The sequence below is a fragment of the Synechocystis sp. PCC 6714 genome (assembly GCF_000478825.2).
Taxonomy (GTDB): Bacteria; Cyanobacteriota; Cyanobacteriia; order Cyanobacteriales; family Microcystaceae; genus Synechocystis.
In genome coordinates, this window is sequence record NZ_CP007543.1 from 1 (window position 1) to 19,514 (window position 19,514).

The 19,514-nt window shown below is 42.7% G+C and carries 23 protein-coding genes and 3 pseudogenes; 15 read left to right on the plus strand and 11 right to left on the minus strand.

Annotated elements, in window-relative coordinates:
• The first annotated feature begins 332 nt into the window (after positions 1 to 332).
• The 7 genes and pseudogenes from D082_RS15920 (at position 333) to D082_RS19165 (ending at position 4,863) form a co-directional block, all read left to right on the plus strand.
• Positions 333 to 566: a hypothetical protein gene (locus D082_RS15920; RefSeq protein WP_028946571.1), complete on the plus strand. Its 234-nt coding sequence runs from the start codon at positions 333 to 335 to the stop codon at positions 564 to 566.
• Positions 538 to 966 carry a type II toxin-antitoxin system VapC family toxin gene (locus tag D082_RS15925; RefSeq protein WP_028946572.1) on the plus strand — a complete coding sequence of 143 codons (429 nt, stop codon included), beginning with the start codon at positions 538 to 540 and terminating at the stop codon, positions 964 to 966. The genes D082_RS15920 and D082_RS15925 overlap by 29 nt, the downstream gene beginning before the upstream one ends.
• Positions 967 to 1,286: 320 nt before the next feature.
• Positions 1,287 to 1,535, plus strand: a complete 249-nt coding sequence (locus tag D082_RS15930) for a hypothetical protein (protein ID WP_028946573.1) — start codon at positions 1,287 to 1,289, stop codon at positions 1,533 to 1,535.
• A gap of 88 nt (positions 1,536 to 1,623) precedes the next feature.
• A complete protein-coding gene (locus tag D082_RS15935) occupies positions 1,624 to 2,202 on the plus strand; it encodes a hypothetical protein (RefSeq protein ID WP_040122971.1) in 579 nt (192 codons plus the stop codon).
• A gap of 190 nt (positions 2,203 to 2,392) precedes the next feature.
• Complete coding sequence (locus D082_RS15940) at positions 2,393 to 3,124, plus strand: CPBP family intramembrane glutamic endopeptidase (RefSeq protein ID WP_028946465.1); 732 nt, start codon at positions 2,393 to 2,395, stop codon at positions 3,122 to 3,124.
• Positions 3,125 to 3,384: 260 nt separating this feature from the next.
• The gene (locus D082_RS15945) at positions 3,385 to 3,825 is read left to right on the plus strand and encodes a hypothetical protein (RefSeq protein ID WP_238546913.1); all 441 of its coding nucleotides are present in this window, start codon (positions 3,385 to 3,387) and stop codon (positions 3,823 to 3,825) included.
• 213 nt (positions 3,826 to 4,038) lie between these two features.
• Positions 4,039 to 4,863: pseudogene (locus tag D082_RS19165) on the plus strand (Abi family protein).
• 123 nt (positions 4,864 to 4,986) lie between these two features.
• Here the strand turns inward: D082_RS19165 and D082_RS15955 are convergent.
• The 8 genes from D082_RS15955 to D082_RS15990 form a co-directional block, all read right to left on the minus strand.
• Positions 4,987 to 5,532 carry a DUF4334 domain-containing protein gene (locus tag D082_RS15955; RefSeq protein WP_040122972.1) on the minus strand — a complete coding sequence of 182 codons (546 nt, stop codon included), beginning with the start codon at positions 5,530 to 5,532 and terminating at the stop codon, positions 4,987 to 4,989.
• A gap of 144 nt (positions 5,533 to 5,676) precedes the next feature.
• Positions 5,677 to 6,483, minus strand: coding sequence for an Rpn family recombination-promoting nuclease/putative transposase (locus D082_RS15960; protein ID WP_028946467.1), 807 nt, complete (start codon positions 6,481 to 6,483; stop codon positions 5,677 to 5,679).
• A gap of 35 nt (positions 6,484 to 6,518) precedes the next feature.
• Positions 6,519 to 6,854, minus strand: coding sequence for a hypothetical protein (locus tag D082_RS15965; protein ID WP_028946468.1), 336 nt, complete (start codon positions 6,852 to 6,854; stop codon positions 6,519 to 6,521).
• A 391-nt stretch (positions 6,855 to 7,245) separates the two neighbouring features.
• Positions 7,246 to 7,887, minus strand: coding sequence for a hypothetical protein (locus D082_RS15970; RefSeq protein ID WP_028946469.1), 642 nt, complete (start codon positions 7,885 to 7,887; stop codon positions 7,246 to 7,248).
• Positions 7,888 to 8,229: 342 nt separating this feature from the next.
• Positions 8,230 to 8,835, minus strand: a complete 606-nt coding sequence (locus tag D082_RS15975) for a hypothetical protein (RefSeq protein WP_028946470.1) — start codon at positions 8,833 to 8,835, stop codon at positions 8,230 to 8,232.
• A 379-nt stretch (positions 8,836 to 9,214) separates the two neighbouring features.
• A complete protein-coding gene (locus D082_RS15980) occupies positions 9,215 to 9,934 on the minus strand; it encodes a DevA family ABC transporter ATP-binding protein (protein WP_051738954.1) in 720 nt (239 codons plus the stop codon).
• A 23-nt stretch (positions 9,935 to 9,957) separates the two neighbouring features.
• Positions 9,958 to 11,127, minus strand: coding sequence for an ABC transporter permease DevC (gene devC / locus D082_RS15985; RefSeq protein ID WP_040122973.1), 1,170 nt, complete (start codon positions 11,125 to 11,127; stop codon positions 9,958 to 9,960).
• Between the two features lie 21 nt (positions 11,128 to 11,148).
• A complete protein-coding gene (locus D082_RS15990; protein WP_051738955.1) occupies positions 11,149 to 12,459 on the minus strand; it encodes an ABC exporter membrane fusion protein in 1,311 nt (436 codons plus the stop codon).
• Between the two features lie 125 nt (positions 12,460 to 12,584).
• On the opposite strand from D082_RS15990, the gene D082_RS15995 reads away from it, so the two are divergent.
• From D082_RS15995 to D082_RS16005, 3 genes are all read left to right on the plus strand, one after another.
• Positions 12,585 to 13,136: a PadR family transcriptional regulator gene (locus tag D082_RS15995; protein ID WP_028946473.1), complete on the plus strand. Its 552-nt coding sequence runs from the start codon at positions 12,585 to 12,587 to the stop codon at positions 13,134 to 13,136.
• Between the two features lie 73 nt (positions 13,137 to 13,209).
• Positions 13,210 to 13,656, plus strand: a complete 447-nt coding sequence (locus tag D082_RS16000; protein ID WP_028946474.1) for a GNAT family N-acetyltransferase — start codon at positions 13,210 to 13,212, stop codon at positions 13,654 to 13,656.
• Between the two features lie 180 nt (positions 13,657 to 13,836).
• Positions 13,837 to 14,526, plus strand: a complete 690-nt coding sequence (locus tag D082_RS16005) for a class I SAM-dependent methyltransferase (RefSeq protein WP_028946475.1) — start codon at positions 13,837 to 13,839, stop codon at positions 14,524 to 14,526.
• A 12-nt stretch (positions 14,527 to 14,538) separates the two neighbouring features.
• Here D082_RS16005 and D082_RS19170 read toward each other — a convergent pair.
• Positions 14,539 to 14,763, minus strand: a pseudogene (locus D082_RS19170) (flagellar assembly protein H); the annotation flags it as partial.
• Between the two features lie 49 nt (positions 14,764 to 14,812).
• Here D082_RS19170 and D082_RS16010 point away from each other — a divergent pair.
• Positions 14,813 to 15,373, plus strand: a complete 561-nt coding sequence (locus tag D082_RS16010; RefSeq protein WP_028946476.1) for a peroxiredoxin — start codon at positions 14,813 to 14,815, stop codon at positions 15,371 to 15,373.
• A 119-nt stretch (positions 15,374 to 15,492) separates the two neighbouring features.
• Here D082_RS16010 and D082_RS16015 read toward each other — a convergent pair.
• Positions 15,493 to 15,840, minus strand: a pseudogene (locus D082_RS16015) (Rpn family recombination-promoting nuclease/putative transposase); the annotation flags it as partial.
• Between the two features lie 149 nt (positions 15,841 to 15,989).
• On the opposite strand from D082_RS16015, the gene D082_RS16020 reads away from it, so the two are divergent.
• The 4 genes from D082_RS16020 (at position 15,990) to D082_RS16035 (ending at position 18,671) form a co-directional block, all read left to right on the plus strand.
• Positions 15,990 to 16,535: a dihydrofolate reductase family protein gene (locus tag D082_RS16020; RefSeq protein ID WP_040122974.1), complete on the plus strand. Its 546-nt coding sequence runs from the start codon at positions 15,990 to 15,992 to the stop codon at positions 16,533 to 16,535.
• Between the two features lie 92 nt (positions 16,536 to 16,627).
• Positions 16,628 to 17,200 carry a GNAT family N-acetyltransferase gene (locus tag D082_RS16025; protein ID WP_028948648.1) on the plus strand — a complete coding sequence of 191 codons (573 nt, stop codon included), beginning with the start codon at positions 16,628 to 16,630 and terminating at the stop codon, positions 17,198 to 17,200.
• Entirely contained in the window at positions 17,190 to 17,654 is a 465-nt protein-coding gene (locus tag D082_RS16030; protein WP_028948649.1) for an ASCH domain-containing protein, read from the plus strand. The genes D082_RS16025 and D082_RS16030 overlap by 11 nt, the downstream gene beginning before the upstream one ends.
• Before the next feature lie 789 nt (positions 17,655 to 18,443).
• Positions 18,444 to 18,671: a hypothetical protein gene (locus D082_RS16035; protein ID WP_028948650.1), complete on the plus strand. Its 228-nt coding sequence runs from the start codon at positions 18,444 to 18,446 to the stop codon at positions 18,669 to 18,671.
• 331 nt (positions 18,672 to 19,002) lie between these two features.
• On the opposite strand, the gene D082_RS16045 is transcribed toward D082_RS16035, so the two are convergent.
• Complete coding sequence (locus tag D082_RS16045; protein ID WP_051738956.1) at positions 19,003 to 19,353, minus strand: hypothetical protein; 351 nt, start codon at positions 19,351 to 19,353, stop codon at positions 19,003 to 19,005.
• Between the last annotated feature and the right edge of the window lie 161 nt (positions 19,354 to 19,514).

Here is a 19,514-nt window from a genome sequence, read left to right on the forward strand (position 1 = left end):
TAATTCTATCGTGGAATTTTTCCAACTCTCCATCGCTCAATATAAATTATTGCTAATTATTCTCAGTTGATAAATTCTGGAAATTACCAGTATGTCCTAAATCGTCTTATATGCCTTTTTGCTTGAGAAAATGATGTAGTTAACCTGAAAAGTCAAATGTCAGGGTTATAGGCGATTCTCAGTAGTGTATTTTGTACTGTATCATTCTTAATTTTATTTACTTATTGGATTCATCCATGCACAGGTAAAGTAGGTAAATGAGCAAGCGCTATCAATGCTATCATTGGAGTCATAACCAAGAGCAAGAGTTTGTTGTGAGCTGAAGGTAGTGGATGGCTAATTTAATTGTCCGCAATATTGATGAAGCGGTGGTGGTGGCCCTGAAAAAGCGGGCGGGGCAACATGGCATCAGTGCCGAAGCAGAGCATCGCAGAATTCTAGAGCAGGCCCTATTACAACTTCCTCGAAAGCCCTTTGCGGAGGTGCTCCGCCAGATTCCCGATGTGGGCAATGACTCAGACTTTGAGCGGATACAGGATGACAGAGCCAGTCAAATATTTGATTGATACCAACGTTATTAGTGAGCTACGGAAGCAAGATAGGGCTGACCCCGGCGTACTAGCATTTTTTCAGCAAGCTCAGAATTTCTATTTGAGTGTGATTACCATTGGAGAATTACGGCGGGGTGTGGAATTAATCAGGCATCGAGGAGATAATCAACAAGCCAATTTACTGGAGGAGTGGTTGGAAATTGTAATTGCAGATTACGCTGACCAGATCCTAGATTTCACCATCTTTGAGGCTCAGGTTTGGGGAAAACTACGAGTCCCGAATCCCCATAACGCCCTAGATAAACAAATTGCCGCCACTGCCCTCAGTTACGGACTGACCCTTGTTACTCGCAATGTTAAGGATTTTGCTGACACAGGAGTTTGTTTGCTAAATCCTTTCACTGGTGATCAATAATCGGCGATCGCCAATGACACCAGAAACAGCAAAAAGTTAACCTCCATATTGGTCAGGATGGGGGAAAGATCGTCAACTTTGAAACCCCTAGTAAAAATTATTGGGGTCAACTCCCATGGTTAAATTTGTTTGCTTTCATTGGTAAATATTCCTATATTTAAGAATTTATTTAAACGGCATCCCCAACAATCAGCTCAGCAGTTAAACAGAGTTATGAGAGCGTTAGTCGACAAATTAAAGAAAGTTAAATTTTTCAATCTTTGTGGTCATTTCTCTTTAGCTATTGGACAATATAAATTATTAATTTTAAGGAGTTCATTATGGAATTTAACCCCAATGATTGGCCTACCCATAAACAAGGTGAACATGTCCGTCAACTAATACTGGATGCGTTGGACAGTCCAAAGACCAAGGAAGAATTGTCCAATTTGTGCAACAAGAGCGTTAGACAAATCACTAGACATTTACAACGTTTGTCCAGCGAAAACAAGATTTTGTCCAATGGCAAAGGGCAATTTGTCCGGCGGATTGCCGCTGGATTTTTACTCCTTTATGTTGGACAAATTTAGTCCAGCGTTGGACTTGACAGAAAAAAATTGTCATATAGAATCCCTTAAACGACAAGTTCCACAAAAAAATATTTGGGAGATTTAAAAAATGTCCATCGCTGGAAAGTCCAAAGGTGACGTTGTACAACAACTGGAAAAATCCTACGGGGTAGCCCGGACAACAGTGTTCAATCGGCTGAAATATTTAGGCTATTCGTTGGACAAAGTTGATGATTTGTTCAGTTTGTCCGATGAACAAATGGCTGAACTTGATAACCTCCACCGCTGGATAAGTGATGGGGGCAGAATGGCTGATTATCCCAAACCAGGTCAATTGGCCATGGTCACTGATGAAGGGGAACTAGAACAGTATGGGGAAACAATCAATTTTGATGCCCTAGAAGGGGACGAGGAACTGGGTCACGCTGAGCTGATCCGGGCGGCCCAAAATCAAGCGGCGGGCATCTTAATTGCCCAGAATTTACTAACTGCTGAAATCCTGAAAAATCCCCAACATTTACCGGCGGATCTCCAAGCCCAGGTGGAACAGTCCAAGGTGGCGATCTCGCAGAGATCCGCTACGCGGCGCGCCCCAAAGCCCCAGAATCCGTTAGTGGTGGCTTCCCAATGGATTACGAAGGCGAAGGCTTATCAGAGCAACCAGAATCATGGTCAACTGGCGGCCTAGGGGCCGGGGAAAGCTGTTACCGGCAACCGGAGATGGAAGGGCTACTCCATTCCCTTTATTCCGCTCGGTCGGTTTTAGTGACATCGGGGGAGGGCATGGGCAAAACCTATTTGGTGCGCCAGGTATGGGAACGACAGAAAATTTCCATATAATCCTTACTTATACCCCTATGTAACAGTGAGCATCATCGATGAAGTGGAAAGTCACTGCGCTGCTAGTATTAATTGCTCTTCCAGGCGTTGTCGCTACCTCTTGGCTTGCCTTGCCGCTGCTCGTCGATGTCTCAAAGATTACGGTTCCGTTGGAGATCCTACAGATTGCAACGGCCGTTCAAAGTACAGTTCTCGTCACGGTGGCTGCCTTGATAGGTGCAACCGTTGCGCAAAAGGTTGGCCTATCGACACCTACAATTTCTGCGTTGGCAAGTGGAGGCAAAGTGTTCGAGGCATTGCGACCGCAACTGTTACCTGGATTGATCGGCGGATGCATCGGGGCAGCAATAATTGTATGCTTCTACGCGCTGTTGCCAGAATCTCTTCGGTCTGTTCAACTTGAAGCACCCTTGCCATTGGTGGTTCGGGTTCTCTACGGTGGAATCACCGAGGAGGTGCTAGTTAGGTGGGGGTTAATGACCCTAATTGCTTGGATCGGTTGGAAAGTCCTGCAAAGGAAGCTGCCAAGACCTACTCAAAGCGTTATGGTGGCGGCAATTGTACTGAGTTCGCTGGTCTTTGGTCTATCGCATGTACCTTCAGTGGCACAGTTGTTGCCTGAGTTATTACTATCTGTAGTAGCTTACATAACCATCGGCAACGCTCTCTTTGGCTTAGTTGCCGGCTACCTATTCTGGAGTTATGGTCTGGAGGCAGCAATAGTTGCCCATGTTTCCGCCCACTTGCTTGCTTTTATTATTCATGGATAGGGAGATAAAGCTGAGTAAATCCAACTATATGCCTATCTAAACTTGCCGCAAATATGGTTGAATCCCCCTTTTCAAACCGCTCTTTGAGAAACTCTCTAGCGGCCTCATAGTCTGAAGATAAGTTGTAAAACACTCGATACTAGTCAAACAGTTTTGATACTTCCTTAAGATGCTCAGAGCTAGGTTGAAAGACTTCCATTAATCATCCTCAAATTTAATCTGGATCTAGGGCTTTCCTTGGCCCGGCACTGGACTATTTGGTGGATAAAAAAATCAGCGAAGATGTTTGGTCACAAATGTTGAGGGACTTGTCCTGTAGTGTGGCGACGGAATCCTGTGTTAACCAACTGCAAAATACTGCCATCCAAAATTCCCGCCCCTTGGCAGACCTCCAGGACAAAATTGATGAGAGCATCGCCGCTGTGGAAGAGGCCCAGCAAAAGAATCTGGACTCCATTGCCATCTCTAATTTTTCCCCTTTCCTCCAGGTCTTTCTCTATTCCACCCTCGGGCCCGTCAGCAATGGGGTGGAGCCTCCGGTGAATAATCCTTTCCGCCTCATCCTTGGTAATGTAGCAGCCGCCTTTCTGGGCCAGGGCTTGGGTTCTTTATTCAACTGGTCACAATACGCTGGCAACGACTCCCAGCAACAACGGGCGATCGCCATTGGGGACATCCAAATTAAAATTGCTCAAGCATAGGCGATCATCAATCGGTCAGAGTTTTGGTCTAATGGCAATGCGGAACGGCCTTGGGATTGGCGGAAACGAAATAGGTAAGGGTTTAATCGGCGATCGCCCCTGATATTTTATTTGACGATCAAAACCTAAAAGGCTAAGATCTAAGTAACAAAACCCGCCCAGGCTAGTGCGAAAGCATCCTCAAAGTGGCGGGTTGTTCCGCGTCTATTGGTAATGACACGTCCTTTTTCTAAACCTGCGCTGACGTTAAATGACCAAATCAATCTACTGGAATCTCGTGGTCTAGTCATTTCAGATAAAGCAAAAGCAGAATTTTACCTGGCTCGCATTAATTACTATCGCTTTCGCGCTTACTGCCTTCCCTTTGAACAAAATTCCCAGACCCATAGCTTTATAACTGGGACAACCTTTGAAAATATTCTTGACCTCTATATTTTTGACCGAGAACTTCGATTGCATCTGTTAGATGCCATTGAACGAATTGAAGTCTCCATGCGTAGTATTTGGGCTTATGAACTTGCCCATGCTTATAATCCCCATGCCCATTTAGATCGAACATTGTTTGATGAGAAGCAATGGGTGAAAAATTTGGCTAATCTTCACCGTGAAGTAGAACGCTCGAAAGAAGATTTCATCAGACATTTCAAGCAGACATACTCAGAAGCTTTACCGCCTGTATGGGTTGCTGTTGAAGTGATGTCTTTACGCACTCTCTCATCTTAGTTTAGCATCCTTAAGCCTAGACAGATTAGACAAAAAATAGCTATTCACTATCAACTTGATCACGAGGTTTTGGCATCGTGGTTACATCATCTTACTATCGTCAGAAATACTTGTGCCCATCATTCAAGGCTATGGAATAAGGAAATTATCGTCAGCCCCAAAAACATTCGTAGTCTTGGCCATCCTCTCCATAATGAGATTGTTACCAACTCAAAAAAAATCTACAACAGCTTAGTAATTCTTGTTTATCTCATGGATAAGATTGCTCCCAATCACGAATGGGGAAAAAAGTTATTTGACCTTATAAAAACTTGACCTCAGTCACTGTCAGCTATGGACTTTCCGAATAATTGGGAGGTTCGCTAGACTTGGCAGAGATAATTTAATCTTTCTTATTCAGAACGATCGCCAATGAGACATGGGCGAATTTTATTAGCTTTAAGGAGTACACCGTTGTAACAAAAAGAAAAAAGGCTGGGAGATAAGCTTATAATCCATCAAGCCGAACACAGAATTATCATCAATTTTCTTAAAAGAATCATTAATTGGTAAATAATCGTAAATCATAGTGGCAGTAACTACACCACGACTTTCTAACATTCGCAAACGTGCTTGACTAACTTCAGTTTTAAAAAAACGATTAAACCAACGCAGACCCGGGGCTATCCATGAATAACGAATAATATCAAAATCTAAGCAGAGTGCCATTACCGTTGGGTTTGGTTTTAGCTTGAAAATTTCTCCCCGATCATCTTGAAACAGCAAAGGATGAACGGTTTCCAAATCAATAAACTCCTTGCCATACCAAGAAATCATTTCCAATATGCCATCCATAGGATGATTGGTCATAATTCCCTTGCCCTGCCAACGTCCCATCATAAAATCGAGATCTACAGATTCCAAAGAATCATAAAAAAACAATGCTTCGGCAGTAGTCATTGCGGGAGCTAACAAGAGAGATTGTGAATCAGTGTTAGCTATCATCCTGGCTCCTAATCAAAGTAGTAATTTATCAACATTAAGAAAGATTGTCGCCTTAGCTGAGGGAAATAACCCTTGAAATCTAGTACTTGAAAAGCAAAATCTTATGGAAGATAAAAAGGTTTAAGTTAACCCATCTAACCTATTTTAATTGCTCTGGTTAGCAACGAATTTATTAACCAGTTCAACGTCAATGTCTAACTCCTTGGCAATTTCGGCAATTGTAAGACCTAATTTTTTCAGCAGGGGTATGGTTTCCAGTTTCGCCTCCAGCCGACCTTCTAGTTTGCCCTCTAGGCGACCCTCCAGTTTCCCGGCAATTTTACCTTCCTCTAAAATTTCTTGATAGACAGCGGATTCCTTCATGATTTCACTCCTTAAAATTGTCTTGATCAGCTCAGGGGCCAGCAGAATTCCTCCAAAAACTGAGGTTGCTGCCATGAGATTTGCCTTAACTCGATTATCCTCAATCTGTTCCAACGCAGTCGCCACTTCCCTTAATTTTAATGCGGGGTCAGAGGTCTGCGTCAATACTGCTAGAGGCAACAACCCTGGACTTTGGAGAAATGCGTCCGAGGGTTGCTCCCAAAGCCGAATCGCTTGATAACGGTGCACAGTCTCCCCGACCCGAAAACTGTCCTGATAAACCAAGTCATTACTACTGGGTTTCAAGTAGATGACAAATTGGTGCATTGTCTTCTGGGGAAAACGGCGGTATACCCTCACCCGATAGTCCAACATCCGAAAACCCATGGTTGGGTCGGGTTCCGTTTGGAATTCCAGATGCAACACCAAATCCTCCGATTGCTCCAAAATCAGGGAATCTGCCCGAATTGGCTCTAGGGAAAGTTCCGTCGGACTAAGCTTGGTCAATTTGATTGGTCGTCCCAGCAACCAGGCGGCATAGTCTTCAGAAAATGATTCAGCCAGGAATTTGCAGAGATTGTCAAACATAGCCAAATTCTACCGGCGATCGCCATATCCACAAATTAATCCATCACTTTGGCTTTAATAATTAGCATCACTCTTTCACTAGCAGTACATTCTGGATTGCCTTGGCAGGATGCGGCTTGGATATTGCCGGCCTCGTAGGTTAATTTGACCCGCTTGCCCACCAAATCCTGTTCACAAATGTCAAAATCAGCATATTCGGTCGAAATATTGCCCTTGTTGTCTATTAACTCAACATAACAAGCCCTATCTCCAGCCGTCAGACTTTGAACGATCGCCGTTGAAGGTTGATCAGCTAAGCCTGCCTGAATATAAAAAAAGCCAGAAAGACAGACGAGGGGCAAAATTGATCGTTTAAGAAACTGATGAAGCATAGCATTTCCCGAACCTGGGCCAAGCCCATAATTGAAAAAGTTGATAGGCGATCGCCAAATTTTACTGAGGGTTTACGGCGATGGGGTCGCAACAGAAAAGCAAAAAGCGTACGCTAAGCAAAAATCAGCAATAAGAAAGCTTATAAATAAGCAGTTTTAGGATTTAGCCACGCTTCCAAATATAAGAGTCGCAAAGCTAGGCTAAGAAAGAGAAGAAGTTGGAATCCAGTGATAGAGGGTAGGAATAGAGATTCTGAGACAAGATCCTCCGCAGCATCCCTGGGAATGCTGTGATTATATGTTCGATACCCTCTTTACCCTCCGGCCAAGGGACTGAAATTTCAGAGGGCAAGTCAAGACTACTTCAAAACTTACACAAAACTAGGTCAAGTTACTCACATGTATACGCCATCGATCTGCCCGTATTGGTGTGCTTAGCGGGCTTTCGGGTGTAGCTTGGATTGAATATTGTCCCATGGGTATATAAGCAAACGCGGTCACAAGGATGAAAGCTCAAGTCGATGACTGGTTCAGTCTTGCCAACAGGAATCACCTTGATAACAATATTGTTGGCTGTTTCTTCCGGTATGCCAAAAGTCTTTCTGCTCCATATTGCATTGGCACCAACTAGAGTTCCATTAGTTGCCTCCGGCACCGGAACTTTTACTCCTCCCAACACTATTTCTCGGGGTGATGCCGGCATGTAAGCAAACGAATATTTCACGGTATACCCTGCTTGATTTATGAGCTCTACGGATCCTGCGCCCGGGGCCTTGCTAGCTCCACCGCTTCGCGAATCATATGGGCATCCATTCGGTTTCAGAGGCCCTTCGGCGACGATGAAGCTCATATCCTGAATTCTGGTATTGCTTAAATCTGCTTGGCCGAATAGGGTCTCTTTGAGACCTATAATACTAGTGCTATCAGTTGAAACACTAAGGTGGTCTTGGTAAGCAACTGAAGGTAGGTTGCCTATTGAGAATAGACTAAACCCTAGCAGAATTGTGGTGTTTAATAGATTTTTGATTGTCATTGTCACTCAAAAAGCGAATTATATAGCTAGAGCATAAGATAAGCAATCAACAGGTAAAGATGTCGTTACAAAGTGAAATACAGCGACCTCGACAGCTACCGCTTTCTTTCCAATCTTTCTGGCATGGCGATCGCCAACATAAAGGCTCTGGGGCATTGATTTCCGCTGACTGGGCAGTTTCAGTCCCGGTTCTTGCCTAGTCTTCCCTGGGGAGCTTCGGCCTCCCTTTTTTTATGGTTCCTTGCTACGACAAAAATTACTCGGGGTTGAACGGCGATCAAATCTAACACCAGAGTTTACCGACAGCCATGTGTTGGCGCTTGCAAGAGTATTGGGCATATTTCAATGGTTGGTTTCCCCATACACGACAATTTTCCCTGAATGCAAAGCAACGTGGAGTAATGACAAATGGGACTTCAGAAAATTGAAGACGTATGATAAAGATTCCCCATCGTCGTCACCTTCTGGGCATGGAGTTTGAGAGGCACAAGATTGATCCAAGATGTGTCGTACTTGTTGCTCCGTATAGTTGTAAACCCAACCATCCTTGATAATTACGTCGCTTGGGTAAACGAGTTGAGCCGGTAATGGCCCAAAGCCTTCTGTGCAGAGTGTTATGGTTGGCTGATATGGATCTTTTGTTGCCTCAACAACGAGAGCTGGATTCAACTTAATTTCATTAATGAGAGCCTCTAGCTGCGTTGCAGAATGATTCATTGCTTCATGCTGAAGTAGACAGATATCTTCAAGCAAATATAGGTTTTTGCCATTCGACGCCTGCTCACATATACAGCCTAACCTCCACAGTAGACAGCCGTTTCGTGACGGAGCATACACAAAGTCTTCAAAATCTCCCTTGTGTCCATCGAGTATTTGTCGCGGATCAGCACCAACTTGAGCTTGATCATCTGAGATAGCAAACGCAATAGTATAAGAATACCAAGCCATATTTCGCTTAACCTAGGAATTATAGTCAAAATTTTTGTATATCGCCCCCCAATGAAATAGTCGTAAGATTTTTTTACAATCACTCCAAATTATGACGATTGCCAGATTAATCTGCTCAAGGGGAAAAATTTAAACCCTAATTTTTTTGAATAATATCAAGTGTCTAACGGTAAAAAACAAGGATTCACAATTCTTCACAAAACGTTAAAATCGTATGGGAACTTGGTATGTAATTTATGTCAGAAAGATGTGTGGGAATTATCTTTTTTGATGGCGATCAGCTATGAATCAACCTTTAAATAAGAAATGTTTAACGAACGTTAGACAATTTTTTTCAGTCAGGGTCAGTAAAGTCGTTTCTAAATCGTATCGACAATTTTCAATGGCGAACCAAAACTCCATCTTCCATATAAATAATACGATCAGCGACATCCAAAATACGATTATCATGGGTCACCATCAAAATCGTACAACCCTGTTCCTTCGCCAGTTTTTGCATTAATGTTACTACGTCCCGCCCCGACTGACTATCTAATGCAGCAGTTGGTTCATCGGCTAATACAACCCTCGGATGACTGACCAAGGCACGGGCGATCGCCACCCGTTGTTTTTGCCCTCCCGAAAGGTCATTGGGATAATAATGAATACGTTTACCTAATCCTACTTCTTCTAGCATTTCTATTGCTTTTTTCTGCCGTTCTGAGGGTGAAAAATGAGAATGCAATTGCAAAGACATTTGTACGTTTTGCAGAGCAGTTAAGCTTTTCAGTAAATTATGAGCCTGGAAAATATAGCCAATATTGCGGCGGGCTTGAATTAGGTCTTCTTCCGTTGCACCGAGTAATTCTTTTCCGAGTAATTTAAGGCTACCTTGTTGGGCAGAACGTAATCCACAAACGAGGGTTAAAAGAGTGGTTTTTCCCGACCCTGATGGCCCCGTCATTAACACCACTTCTCCTGGATAAATATCAAGATTAATATCAAAAAGAACCTGTTTTTTAAGGGAGTCTTTACCAAAATAGTGATTTAGATTTCTAACGGAAATGACGGGATTAGTTTTTATATTTTGTGATGGAGATAGAGCGGTTAGGGTTTCCATAGGATTTTAGGTAATGATAAAAATTAAAAAATATCAGCAGGGTCAGCTTGGCGTAATTTACGGGTGGCAATACCGCCAGAAATGATACACATAAAAATCGTTAAAATTAAAACTGTAGTGGCTCGACTAAGGGTCATAAATAGTGGTAAATTGGTCGCATTACGGGTTAAGGAATATAAACCAAAGGCGATGGCCGTTCCAGGTAGAAAACCTAAGATGGCAAGAATTAAGGCCTCTTGAAAAACAACAACCAATAAATAGGAATTTCGATAACCCATTGCTTTGAGGGTGGCATATTCAGCGGTATGTTCTGCCACATCTCCCGATAAAATTTGATAGACAATGACCACGCCAACCACAAAACCGATCGCCGTTCCCATTGTGAAAATAAAACCAATGGATGTATTTTCTGACCAATAGGTTTTTTCAAAATCAATAAATTCTGCTTTAGTTAAAATTTTGACATCATTGGGTAAATTTTGCCGCAAGGCTTCTGCCATTTGTTGGGGATCAATGCCTGGTTTGAGCTGAATGAAACCGGCACTAACCTGGGAAAGATTGCGACTGGTGATAATACGATGAAAATTGAGATCACTGGTGATAACATTGCCATCGGCAGCAAAGGAAGCTCCGGACAAAAATAGTCCTTTTATATTTAATTTGCGTTCTCTTGCTTCTGTTGTAACGGTTTTACCTTGTTTTAAATCGGTGATCGTCGTTGTGTAATTGCCCCGGGAACCACGATCAAATAGTAGAACATCAGGCATTTTTAACTTTTCTAGATTTTGTTCAACTTCGGGAATTAGAAAAGCTGGTTTTTGGGGATCAAAGCCCAGGACTAAAACCGAAGTTTTAAGATTAGTTTGGGGATTTTTCCAGTCTATAAAATCGGCATAAATGGGTTCAGCGCTAGTCACACCGTCAAAACTCAAGGCTTGATATAAGCGTCGTCGAGGAAAGGTATCTAAACTAACGATATTTCTTCCCTGGGGACTAATTAAAACTAAATCAGCATTAATTGTTTGATGAAGTTGGGTATTGCTGTCATAAAGAGCATTTTGAAAGCCCAGTTGAATAAACATCAACATATCGGCAAAGGCAATGCCGGCCATTGCAACCATTAAGCGACCTTTTTCCCGTTTGAGTTGTAACCAAGCCAGGGGAATATTTTGGGGGATGAATTTTATTGTCATGGTTTATTTCTTTTCCATTCTTTACTGGGTGTTAATGGCAACTGTAACTTCTAAATTGGTCAAGGCTTGAACCTTGGAACTACTGGCAGGATCTAGTAAGACTTTAACTTCCACAATGCGTGCATCCGTTGCCGCTGTGGGATCGGTATTTAAAACGTTATTTTTGTAAATCTGTAAGCCAATTTCTTTGACTTGGCCGACTGCTTCCCCTGAAAAAGCATCACTGGTAACAGTTGCCGTTTGACCAAGTTTTAGGCGTTTAACATCACTTTCATAGACTTCAGCCACCGCTACCATTTGGGCCGTTTGACCGAGCTCAATAATTCCTTCATTACCAACAATTTCCCCTTCCCAGGTATGTACTTTCAGCACCTGACCATCCTGGGGCGATCGCACATAGGCTAGGTCTAAATCCGCCTGGGCTTTTTTCACTGCCGCTAGGGCTGAATTGACTTCTGCTTGGGCTGTCTGCACATCAACGGTACGAACCTCTGCCACCTTGTCTAAAGTAGAACTGGCCTCATTAATTTGCTGTTGACCTGTGCGTTCAATTCGTTCTAAAGCTGCCTTTGCTTCCTGAATTTGTTGCTGACCTGTGGCCTGGGTTCGGGCCAAATTAGCAACTGCTTCGGCCAACTGTTGGCGGCTGGTTTCCAACAACAAACCTTTACTGTCATAAATAGAAGCGGAAACTGCCCCTTCTTCGTTTAATTGGCGATAACGCTGATATTCTGCTTTAGCATTGTTTAATTCTGCTTCTAGCTTAAGAATGCTGGCTTTTTGGGCAGAAATATCCCCCGCTAACTGTTCTTCTAAGCGAATCAAGATGGCCTGTTGGGTAGCTTTATCCCCTTGCCATTGGGCCTGTAACCGTTGAATGGTAGACCGTTGCGCCCCAATTTCTCCCGTCTTAGCCCCTGCTTTGACTTGGGCTAATTTCGCCTGATGGACTTGCACTTGTTCCTTAGCTTGTTTTAATTCTGCTTCTAGGCGATCACGACTATCGAGCACAGCGATAATTTGCCCTTTTTCGACTATATCTCCGGATTTGACCAGTAATTGGGCAATGCGATTATTATTTCCCGAAGCCGCAATTTTGATCACTTCTCCCTGGGGTTCCAAGCGCCCCAATGCCACCACAGATTTAGACAAAATCGGTTGAACTAAAACTGTTTTTGCCGTTGACTCTGCTTCCTTTGCCTGGGTGCTTTGGTAGATAATGGCTCCCCCAGCGGCGATCGCCGTGAGAATACCAAAAATCCCTAGGTTTCTGCGGGAAACTTTGGATAAAAACCGACCTGGAGAAGACTTTGATGGTTCGACGGTTTGCATAAAATTTGCACCTACTCAGGGGGTCGAGAATACTGTCGGATGATGATTATGCAAAAAAGTGAATATAAATTTGGCATGACCGTAATGTATATTAAACAAATTGCATATGTCAAGGAGGAATTTTTATGGCTTTACCCCACGCCCTACTAGCGAGCCTGTTGGTGGACGGCCCCTGTAGTGGCTACGACATGGTGAAGCGGTTCGATGAAAAAATTAGCTGCTATTGGATGGCTTCCCATCAACAGGTTTACAAGACTCTGCGGGAATTGGAGTCCCAGGGTTGGGTTAGTTCGGAAATGATTACCCAGACCACTCGTCCGAACAAAAATATTTATAGTATTACGTCCCTCGGCAAAGAAAAATTGGCCCATTGGGTGTTAATCCCCAGTGAACCGACAACTATTCGGGAAGATTTAATGATTAAAACCCAGGTCGGTTTTTTGGTGCCACGACCCGCCATTATCGAAGAGTTAAAGCGTCGTCAACAAATTCATCTAACCAATTTAGAAGTCATTAAGGCGATCGAAGACCAAGAATTTCCCGACCTTGCTTCAATGACAATCGAGCAAAAATTTCACTATTTAACATTACGGCGGGGCATTCGCTTTGAGGCGGATTGGGCAAATTGGTGTAAAGAAGCCATTGCCTTAGTGGAAGAAATGGACCAGAAAATTTAAGCGGCGATCGCATTGACATTGTAATAAAAGCTACGGTAATGTTCCATTAGAACAAAATTTGTGAGGGTAATAGATGGAAGTCTTTCAAGCTCGTCTTGAGCATCTTGAAGAAGTGTCGCAGTTGTTTGATCAATATCGAGTTTTCTACAATGCATTATCAGATCTTAAAACTGCCAAGAAATTTCTCGAAGAACGTTTGCAAAAGGGCGACTCGATTATATTTATAGCAATCAACGAAGAACGTATAGTTGGATTTACCCAGCTTTATCCTAGTTTTTCCTCAGTCTCGATGAAGCGAGTTTGGATCTTAAATGATTTATTCGTAGAAGAAGTTTATCGAGGAAACGGCATTGCAAAATTACTGATGAGTACCGCAGAAAATTTTGCGAGAGAAACAGGTGCTATCCGAATCATTTTAGAAACACAAATTTCAAATGTTGCAGCGCAGGCACTTTATGAATTACGTGGATACACCAAGGATGAAGTGTTCTATCACTATTCGTTAAACTTGACAGCATAACAATACCCATTTGCTCCGACCGCCGAGAGTCGCCTAGTTGTGAAGCATCGATTTCGATCAGCTGATGATTGGCAAAGTTATGCCGTTCAGTCCTTGGCAGGAATGGAATAGAAAATCTATGATTAAGATATCCACAAAATTATTGGCGTAAACCCAGAATTACGTTACCAAAAAGGAACAATGGAAAAAGTTAAGCAGCACTTTGAAGAGGAAGCCCAAGAGTTTGACGCTATTATTCGTCGTCTTATTCCTTACTATGAGCAAATGCTTGATGCACTCGTCATTGCTTTACCGTTTAGCCAGTCTCAGGCTATTCGTGTAATTGATTTGGGATGTGGGACAGGTACAATTGCAAGACGGATTAAAGATGTTTATCCTCAAGCTAAGATTACCTGTGTTGACATTGCAGACAAAATGTTGCAAATAGCACAGAAAAAACTTGGTAATGGTGAAGATATACGTTATCAACTTGCAAACTTTGAAGATTACGATTTTGATTCAATCTATGATGTAGCAGTTTCCTCACTTGCCTTGCATCATCTAGTTAGTGACGATGACAAAATTAAATTCTATAAAAAGATTTATACTTGCCTAAGTCCAGGGGGTGTTTTTTACAACGCGGATGTAATTCTAGCTTCTTGTCCCCATCTTCAAAAGCGTTATATGGAGAAATGGCATGAGTATATGAGTCTACAAGTTTCAGTAGAAGAAATTGAGCAAAAGTGGATACCTCAACATTATGATGAGGATCATCCTTCCAAGCTTATGAGTCAGTTAGATTGGTTAAGAAATATGGGTTTCACAGAAGTCGATATCGTTTGGAAATACTTCAATTTTGCAGTATACGGAGGGTATAAGACCGCCATATAACAACCCTTGTTTTAATGTAGGGCCAGGAGTTTGGGTCAATACTGCTAGGTGTAATAACCCTGGACTTTTTAGAAATACTTCCGGGGATTGTTCCAAAATCAGGGAATCAGCCCGAATTGGCTCTAAGGATAGTTCCGTCGGACTAAGCTTGGTCAATTTGATTGGTCGTCCTAACAACCAGGCGGCATAGTCTTCAAAAAAGGATTCAGCGACAAATTTGCAGAGATTGTCAAACATACCCAAATTTTACCGGCGATCGCCTAAAGTTGTTGATATAAAAACCTATATGGATAAGTTGATAGAATTGCCCCCAGATCTTCCCATTCCAGTCGATGATGGTGCTTGTAGTCATTTACTGGGAATACATTTGCCGTCGATCTCTTTACCTTCAACCCAAGGTGAATATGTTGATTTATCAATGTTCTTAGGTCGCGTTGTGGTTTATTGCTATCCCATGACAGGGCAACCTGGAATCCCTCTTCCTGACGAATGGGACACGATACCTGGAGCAAGAGGATGTACGCCACAGTCCTGTAATTTTCGAGATCATTATCAAGAGCTAAATAAATTAGGTGCAAGTGTATTTGGTCTTAGCACCCAAAGCACTAACCATCAATTAGAGGCAAAGATACGGCTACACTTACCTTTTGAACTTTTAAGTGATCATGCATTGAACTTTACCAATATGTTAAAGTTACCAATATTTAAAGTAGAGGGTAAACATTTCATCAAGCGAGTTACACTGATTATTGAAGAAGGCAAAATTATAAAAATTTTCTATCCAGTTTTTCCACCGGATAAAAGTGCCGATGAAGTAATCAATTGGCTGCAAAAATACACCAAATAACAATCCCTCTCCATCGAGAAGCTTGGTCTTAGTCAGTTAAGCTAAAACAACTGTCTAAGGCGGGTGAACAAGGATGTTATACTACCAAGCCATATTCCGGGCAACGACCATTTCAACCCTTAAATTTTTTGGTTAGCAACGAATTTATTAACCAGTTCAACGTCAATATCTAACTCCTTGGCAATTTCAGTAATAGTCAAGCCTAGTTTTTTCGGCAGAGGAATAGTTTCAAGTTTTCCTTCTAGTTTGCCTTTTAGTAAGCCTCGTTGTTCCCCTTCCCGTAAGATTTCTTGATAGACAGCGGATTCCTTCATAATTTCACTCCTTAAAATTGTTCTAATAAACTCAGGGGCCAGCAGAATTCCTCCAAAAACTGAGGTTGCCGCCATTAGATTTGCCCTAACTCGATTATCCTCAATCTGTACCAGCACAGTCGCCACTTCCCTCAATTTTAATGCGGGTTCAGTCCCGGTTCTTGCCTAGTTTTCCCTGGGGGGCTTCGACGTCCCTTTTTTTATGGTTCCATGCCACAAACTAATGGCGATCGCCAGAGGTCTTTATCGTTAAGTTTCCGTATAATCAATAATCCTGGGGCAACAACATAATTTGGAAGGGTATGAAAACTACTGTATATATTGCAACAAGTGTTGATGGCTTCATCGCACGGAACAATGGTGGTATTGATTGGCTGCCTAGTGGAGGAGACACCGATGGCGGCGAAGACTACGGGTATCAAGAATTCATTGATTCAGTGGATGCCCTTGTCATGGGGCGAAATACTTATGAGTTGGCACTGTCATTCGATTCATGGCCCTATGGTGAAAAGCCAGTATTTGTTCTAAGTAGTCGGAAAATTGACATTCCTGACGAAATTGCCAAAACAGTCGAGTATATGTGCGCGCCTCCAAGCGAAGTAGTTTATCGTCTATCAGAGCGTGGATTTCAGCATTTATACATTGATGGCGGAAAGACAATTCAAGGGTTTCTCAGTGAAGGCTTGATTCAGCAATTAATTATCACTAAAGTGCCAATCCTAATAGGCTCAGGAATCCCACTTTTTGGTTCGCTTCCTCACGATGTCAGATTACATCATCTTGAGACAAGACAGTTTGAAAACGGCTTGGTGCAAAGCCAATACAACGTGATTGAGGATGCCGCATAACAAATCAAATGCAGCGGCAGGACAAAATTCGCTGGTACTATGTTAGCCAGCAGATGTTGAGCCTTAGTTAAGTAACAAGGAGCAGGGTTCGCTTGTTTTTAGAGAGTTTTCTTCCCCAAATAACTGAACGGCTGATTCTACGTCGGTTTATTGATCCAGATCTGGATTTGTTTCTTTGTTACCGTCGAGATCCTCAGGTAGCTCGATTCCAAAGTTGGTCAATACCTTCCTATGATGAAGCTCGTTCCTTTATCAGCGAAATGCACACAGCAGAGATTGGGATACCAGGCGAATGGTTTCAAATTGCTATCGCGCACAAACAATCCAACTTGCTCATCGGCGACATAGGGATAAAAGTTTACACGGGAAATCTAACAACTGTGGAAGTTGGTTTTACTTTGAATCAGCAGTGGCAAAGCAAGGGATATGCACGAGAAGCGGTATCTACCTTAATAAATTCTTTGTTTAAGCTTGGAAGTATCAACAAAATTGTTGCCATCACCGACTCCCAGAATGAATCCTCTATTCGCCTTCTCAAAAGATTGGGGATGAGGTTATCGAATTCAGTTGAAGTAGAATTCAAGGGTGAATGGTGTGTTGAGCAAACCTTTGAATTAAATCAGAAAGATTGGTTACTCTCCTCAATAAAATCCGATGAAAAATGAGAATTTAGGGCAGTATTGGCAGACGTACATAGCAGGGCTTCCAGATACTACATTAAGTGACGAGAGCTATGAGGCACATCAATTTGGGGACTCTTCTACTTTGGCAGATGAACTGAGTAGCTTAATTCTGAAGGGGATTAAAACTGCAACTTGTTCAGCTTTATGGGAATGGGAGGCAGAGGGAATTCAACTACCTAAAATAGGTACAAAAACAATTGTGTTGGATGGAAATGGAAATCCAAATTGTATTATTGAAACAACAGAAATTATGATCTGCTCATTTAATGAAGTGGATGCACAATTTGCCTATGAAGAAGGTGAAAATGAACGTTCCCTAGAGTCTTGGCGGAAGGAGCATTGGCAGTACTTCTCGCGAGTATTGCCTAAAATTGGTAAGAAACCAACACCAGAAATGCTTTTAGTTTGCGAGCGGTTTCGTGTTGTTTATAAGTAGAGTTGTTGATACACTACAGGTCATCTGCAACGCATAATGAGTACATATACTTAAATAGTAGTTAAGAAAGCTTAAATTTATGACACTGGCGATTAGTTTCTGCCAGTATTAAATGAGTTGCCAGTTGCTAACTTCCTAAGACTATAGTCATTTCAAATAATTTCGAGACTGCTTAAGTCTTTATTGACAAGGTTTTTGGTGAATTTGACTGCCTCAGTCTTACTAAAAACGACTATACGTTGGTGCGGACGGCAAAAAAGCTATCTGTGGGAGTTCAATGTTATCTACCACCGCAAAACTTCACCGTTAAGTTAGATAAACTAAAAACTCTCACCGATCACGAGAGGTTTTCATCGTTTAGGGTCGCTCTGATGGTCAAGAACTACGACAAAAATTACTAGGGGTTTAATGGCGATCGCCATAGGGAAAATGATGTGAATACCCTAACCACTCGTGAAAATGGCAAAAAGGGGAGGCGGCCAAAGGGTTCTGTAAAGATATAGTCGTTTCTAGTATGACTGAGGCAGTCGAATTCACCGAAAAGCTATTCAGTTAAATCTGTTTGCTTCGTAGGAATCCTTCGCCTTTAGCCTAGGGAGGATGTCAACCCCTTTATTTAGAGGAGTAGCTACCTTGTTGGAGGAAGATGCCAGCTGATGGGCAAAGCCATTAGAAAAGGAAACGACCCGGTTAATGGCGATCGCCGCCAATCCATTACCCTGAAAGTAGAAAGGGAGAGCCGCTAACTCTCCCCATCTATTGCACAAAATCTAATTGGAGTGTAGCACCATGTCCGCCGTCACTGAGTCAGATTTGAAGGAATTGAAAGACCTAATCATTGAGGTCAAGGTGAGCCAGGCCAGAATGGAGGCTCAATTAGCAGGCATAGATAAACGACTTGATGTTATTCAATCTAGGGTAGGCGGCCTGACCAACTGGATTGTTGGCATCCTATTTGCCCTGGTTGGTGGATTGCTAGGACTATTAGGCAAGTTTGCATTTTTCCCAAACTCATAGCGGCGATCGGCATCAACACTGACAACCCTGGCCCAGTGCCGAGGTTTTGTTTTGGGTGCGATAATTTACGCCGCCAATCTGGAGCCCTTGCATTGTGGGGAATTGAGGATGGCCATGGGTGCGAAAAGCCATGGTCCTGAGAAGATGTTGCGCCAAGTTTGGTCTGGGCCGTGACCTGTGGAGAAGAGAAAAACCCCAGCCCCTCAAGATGGGAGAACGGCAAGAATCAAAGAAACAGACAGTTTTGGCCCCTGGCACTATCTCACGGGAAGAATGGCTCAAGAGAAAAGCGGAAAAAGCCTAAATGACTACGATTATAAAAGCGGGAAAATTAGGCCGCTATTTTTTGACGACTCGGTGACAGCTCTCCCAATCTCTGGCCAGTAAGAATCAACAAAGTGGAAAGCTCTGAGCTACCAAGGGATCTAATAAAACTACCCATATCAACACCACCGGCAAGAGATAGATAATACTCATCGGCAAACCCTGGCGAGAGGCGATCTGCGGCCTCCACTAGACCCTTAAACATTTCAAGGGTGGGGCTTTTCTTACCAGTAAAGACTTCAGAGAGATAAGAAGCATTACGGCCAGCTTCTAAAGCAAGAACCTTGGTTTGGATTCTGTGGCTTTTAAGCTTGCCCTGAAAAACTTCTAAAAAATCTCTATTCATTTTTTTAGCCAACCTAAGATAACATGTAACACAGCAATAGCCGCTTTTTTATGGCTGTACCCAATTTAACACATTTTAGGGGAAGCAATAGCCCCAATGACCTTTCTACAATTACTGAGGCTACGGTTATTATGGCATTTTTCGATGAACTGACAAGGCCCGCAACAGCAGAA